A 5,246-nucleotide genomic window follows, 5' to 3' on the forward strand; every position below is an offset into this window, starting at 1 on the left:
GTTCGGCGGCGTCCTACTCTCCCACAGGGTCCCCCCTGCAGTACCATCGGCGCTGTGAGGCTTAGCTTCCGGGTTCGGAATGTAACCGGGCGTTTCCCTCACGCTATGACCACCGAAACACTATGAAACTGTCAACCGCACCCACACCCCGGCCAAAGGGGGAAATGGGGGTCGTTGTTTCAGAACAACACAGTGGACGCGAGCAACTGAGGACAAGCCCTCGGCCTATTAGTACCGGTCAACTCCACCCCTCACAGGGCTTCCATATCCGGCCTATCAACCCAGTCGTCTACTGGGAGCCTTACCCTCTCAAGGAGGTGGGAGTGCTCATCTCGAAGCAGGCTTCCCGCTTAGATGCTTTCAGCGGTTATCCCTCCCGAACGTAGCCAACCAGCCATGCCCTTGGCAGGACAACTGGCACACCAGAGGTTCGTCCGTCCCGGTCCTCTCGTACTAGGGACAGCCCTTCTCAACACTCCTACGCGCACAGCGGATAGGGACCGAACTGTCTCACGACGTTCTAAACCCAGCTCGCGTACCGCTTTAATGGGCGAACAGCCCAACCCTTGGGACCTACTCCAGCCCCAGGATGCGACGAGCCGACATCGAGGTGCCAAACCATCCCGTCGATATGGACTCTTGGGGAAGATCAGCCTGTTATCCCCGGGGTACCTTTTATCCGTTGAGCGACGGCGCTTCCACAAGCCACCGCCGGATCACTAGTCCCGACTTTCGTCCCTGCTCGACCCGTCAGTCTCACAGTCAAGCTCCCTTGTGCACTTACACTCAACACCTGATTGCCAACCAGGCTGAGGGAACCTTTGGGCGCCTCCGTTACTCTTTAGGAGGCAACCGCCCCAGTTAAACTACCCACCAGACACTGTCCCTGATCCGGATCACGGACCCAGGTTAGACATCCAGCACGACCAGAGTGGTATTTCAACGACGACTCCACCATGACTGGCGTCACAGCTTCAAAGTCTCCCACCTATCCTACACAAGCCGAACCGAACACCAATATCAAGCTATAGTAAAGGTCCCGGGGTCTTTCCGTCCTGCTGCGCGAAACGAGCATCTTTACTCGTAATGCAATTTCACCGGGCCTATGGTTGAGACAGTCGAGAAGTCGTTACGCCATTCGTGCAGGTCGGAACTTACCCGACAAGGAATTTCGCTACCTTAGGATGGTTATAGTTACCACCGCCGTTTACTGGCGCTTAAGTTCTCAGCTTCGCCTGGACGAATCCAAGCTAACCGGTCCCCTTAACGTTCCAGCACCGGGCAGGCGTCAGTCCGTATACATCGCCTTACGGCTTCGCACGGACCTGTGTTTTTAGTAAACAGTCGCTTCTCGCTGGTCTCTGCGGCCACCCCCAGCTCAGGCAGCAAGTGCCGTCACCAGGAATGGCCCCCCTTCTCCCGAAGTTACGGGGGCATTTTGCCGAGTTCCTTAACCATAGTTCACCCGAACGCCTCGGTATTCTCTACCTGACCACCTGAGTCGGTTTGGGGTACGGGCCGCCATGAAACTCGCTAGAGGCTTTTCTCGACAGCATAGGATCATCCACTTCACCACAATCGGCTCGGCATCAGGTCTCAGCCTTAATGAGTGACGGATTTGCCTATCACTCGGCCTACACCCTTACCCCGGGACAACCACCGCCCGGGCTGGACTACCTTCCTGCGTCACCCCATCGCTCACCTAATACAGACTTGGATCAGCGGCTCCACCACGTCCCTTTGTCCGAAGACTCCGGGCCGGCTTCACGGCTTTAGCATCACCTGGTTCAGCGTTGGCGCTTCAAAGCGGGTACGGGAATATCAACCCGTTGTCCATCGACTACGCCTGTCGGCCTCGCCTTAGGTCCCGACTTACCCTGGGCAGATCAGCTTGACCCAGGAACCCTTGGTCAATCGGCGCAAGAGTTTCCCACTCTTGTATCGCTACTCATGCCTGCATTCTCACTCGTGTACCGTCCACGACTGGTTTCCACCGCCGCTTCACCCGGCACACGACGCTCCCCTACCCATCACAGCAGGCGTTGGCCCTATATGCTGCAATGACACGACTTCGGTGATGTGCTTGAGCCCCGCTACATTGTCGGCGCGGAATCACTTGACCAGTGAGCTATTACGCACTCTTTCAAGGGTGGCTGCTTCTAAGCCAACCTCCTGGTTGTCTCTGCGACTCCACATCCTTTCCCACTTAGCACACGCTTAGGGACCTTAGTCGGTGTTCTGGGCTGTTTCCCTCTCGACCATGGAGCTTATCCCCCACAGTCTCACTGCCACGCTCTCACTTACCGGCATTCGGAGTTTGGCTAAGGTCAGTAACCCGTTGAGGCCCATCGCCTATCCAGTGCTCTACCTCCGGCAAGAAACACGTGACGCTGCACCTAAATGCATTTCGGGGAGAACCAGCTATCACGGAGTTTGATTGGCCTTTCACCCCTAACCACAGGTCATCCCCCAGGTTTTCAACCCTGGTGGGTTCGGTCCTCCACGAAGTCTTACCTCCGCTTCAACCTGCCCATGGCTAGATCACTCCGCTTCGGGTCTTGGGCATGCAACTACGGTCGCCCTATTCGGACTCGCTTTCGCTACGGCTACCCCACACGGGTTAACCTCGCTACACACCGCAAACTCGCAGGCTCATTCTTCAAAAGGCACGCAGTCACGAGACACACAGCAAGCTGCATGTCCGACGCTCCCACGGCTTGTAGGCACACGGTTTCAGGTACTATTTCACTCCGCTCCCGCGGTACTTTTCACCATTCCCTCACGGTACTATCCGCTATCGGTCACCAGGGAATATTTAGGCTTAGCGGGTGGTCCCGCCAGATTCACACGGGATTTCTCGGGCCCCGTGCTACTTGGGAGTTCTTCAAACGAGCCGTACAGATTTCGTCTACGGGGGTCTTACCCTCTACGCCGGACCTTTCGCATGTCCTTCGACTACCCATACGGTTTCTGACTCGCCGACCGGCCGGCAGACCGATCAAGAAAAATCCCACGACCCCACAAGCGCAACCCCTGCCGGGTCTCACACGCCCATGGTTTAGCCTCATCCGGTTTCGCTCGCCACTACTCCCGGAATCACGGTTGTTTTCTCTTCCTGCGGGTACTGAGATGTTTCACTTCCCCGCGTTCCCTCCACATACCCTATGTGTTCAGGTATGGGTGACAGCCCATGACGACTGCCGGGTTTCCCCATTCGGAAACCCCCGGATCAAAGCCTGGTTGACGGCTCCCCGGGGACTATCGTGGCCTCCCACGTCCTTCATCGGTTCCTGGTGCCAAGGCATCCACCGTGCGCCCTTAAAAACTTGGCCACAGATGCTCGCGTCCACTGTGCAGTTCTCAAACAACGACCAGACACCCACCCGCAACGATCCAAAGGACCGCCCGCATGGGACCGGCATCACCGAGGTAACGTTTCCGTTCCCTCAGGACCCAACAACGTGCCCGACACACCAGCCAGTGTTCTGTTTTCCACGCCGAAGCAGTACTAACAGGACCCATGCCCAGTGTGCCGAATAGTCAACGTTCCACCCATGAGCAACCGTGCAGGACATTCGCCTGCAACCGGCATATTGCTCCTTAGAAAGGAGGTGATCCAGCCGCACCTTCCGGTACGGCTACCTTGTTACGACTTCGTCCCAATCGCTGGTCCCACCTTCGACGGCTCCTCCCCTTACGGGTTAGGCCACCGGCTTCGGGTGTTACCGACTTTCGTGACGTGACGGGCGGTGTGTACAAGGCCCGGGAACGTATTCACCGCAGCATGCTGATCTGCGATTACTAGCAACTCCAACTTCATGGGGTCGAGTTGCAGACCCCAATCCGAACTGAGGCCGGCTTTTTGGGATTCGCTCCGCCTCGCGGCATCGCAGCCCTTTGTACCGACCATTGTAGCACGTGTGCAGCCCAAGACATAAGGGGCATGATGATTTGACGTCGTCCCCACCTTCCTCCGAGTTGACCCCGGCAGTCTCCTGTGAGTCCCCATCACCCCGAAAGGCATGCTGGCAACACAGAACAAGGGTTGCGCTCGTTGCGGGACTTAACCCAACATCTCACGACACGAGCTGACGACAACCATGCACCACCTGTATACCGACCACAAGGGGGCGACTATCTCTAGCCGTTTCCGGTATATGTCAAGCCTTGGTAAGGTTCTTCGCGTTGCGTCGAATTAAGCCACATGCTCCGCTGCTTGTGCGGGCCCCCGTCAATTCCTTTGAGTTTTAGCCTTGCGGCCGTACTCCCCAGGCGGGGAACTTAATGCGTTAGCTGCGGCACCGACGACGTGGAATGTCGCCAACACCTAGTTCCCAACGTTTACGGCGTGGACTACCAGGGTATCTAATCCTGTTCGCTCCCCACGCTTTCGCTCCTCAGCGTCAGTAATGGCCCAGAGATCCGCCTTCGCCACCGGTGTTCCTCCTGATATCTGCGCATTTCACCGCTACACCAGGAATTCCGATCTCCCCTACCACACTCTAGCCTGCCCGTATCGAATGCAGACCCGGGGTTGAGCCCCGGGCTTTCACATCCGACGCGACAGGCCGCCTACGAGCTCTTTACGCCCAATAATTCCGGACAACGCTCGCACCCTACGTATTACCGCGGCTGCTGGCACGTAGTTAGCCGGTGCTTCTTCTGCAGGTACCGTCACTTGCGCTTCTTCCCTGCTGAAAGAGGTTTACAACCCGAAGGCCGTCATCCCTCACGCGGCGTCGCTGCATCAGGCTTTCGCCCATTGTGCAATATTCCCCACTGCTGCCTCCCGTAGGAGTCTGGGCCGTGTCTCAGTCCCAGTGTGGCCGGTCGCCCTCTCAGGCCGGCTACCCGTCGTCGCCTTGGTAGGCCATTACCCCACCAACAAGCTGATAGGCCGCGGGCTCATCCTGCACCGCCGGAGCTTTACACCCGAAACCATGCGGTCCCAGGTCATATCCGGTATTAGACCCCGTTTCCAGGGCTTGTCCCAGAGTGCAGGGCAGATTGCCCACGTGTTACTCACCCGTTCGCCACTGATCCACCCCGAAGGGCTTCACCGTTCGACTTGCATGTGTTAAGCACGCCGCCAGCGTTCGTCCTGAGCCAGGATCAAACTCTCCGTGAATGATTACCCGTAATCGGGTGCCCACTCGCGTTGAGCGGCACGGCAACCACCGGAATAGGCGGCCCCGCGCACTGCGTCCTCGCTAGTGTTTTACTTCATAAAGGAATCTCCAACCCCG

The 5,246-nt window shown here is 57.6% G+C and carries 3 rRNA genes; all 3 read right to left on the reverse strand.

Annotated elements, in window-relative coordinates:
• Positions 1-117 (reverse strand): 5S ribosomal RNA (rrf, locus tag SM793_RS36170).
• 91 nt (positions 118-208) lie between these two features.
• Positions 209-3,332: ribosomal RNA gene (locus SM793_RS36175) — 23S ribosomal RNA — on the reverse strand.
• Between the two features lie 272 nt (positions 3,333-3,604).
• Positions 3,605-5,128: ribosomal RNA gene (locus SM793_RS36180) — 16S ribosomal RNA — on the reverse strand.
• The 16S, 23S and 5S rRNA genes sit together here, the layout of an rRNA operon.
• Positions 5,129-5,246 lie beyond the last annotated feature (118 nt).

Origin of the sequence: Kitasatospora purpeofusca (assembly GCF_034043715.1) — a bacterium.
GTDB classification, from domain to species: Bacteria; Actinomycetota; Actinomycetes; order Streptomycetales; family Streptomycetaceae; genus Kitasatospora; species Kitasatospora purpeofusca_A.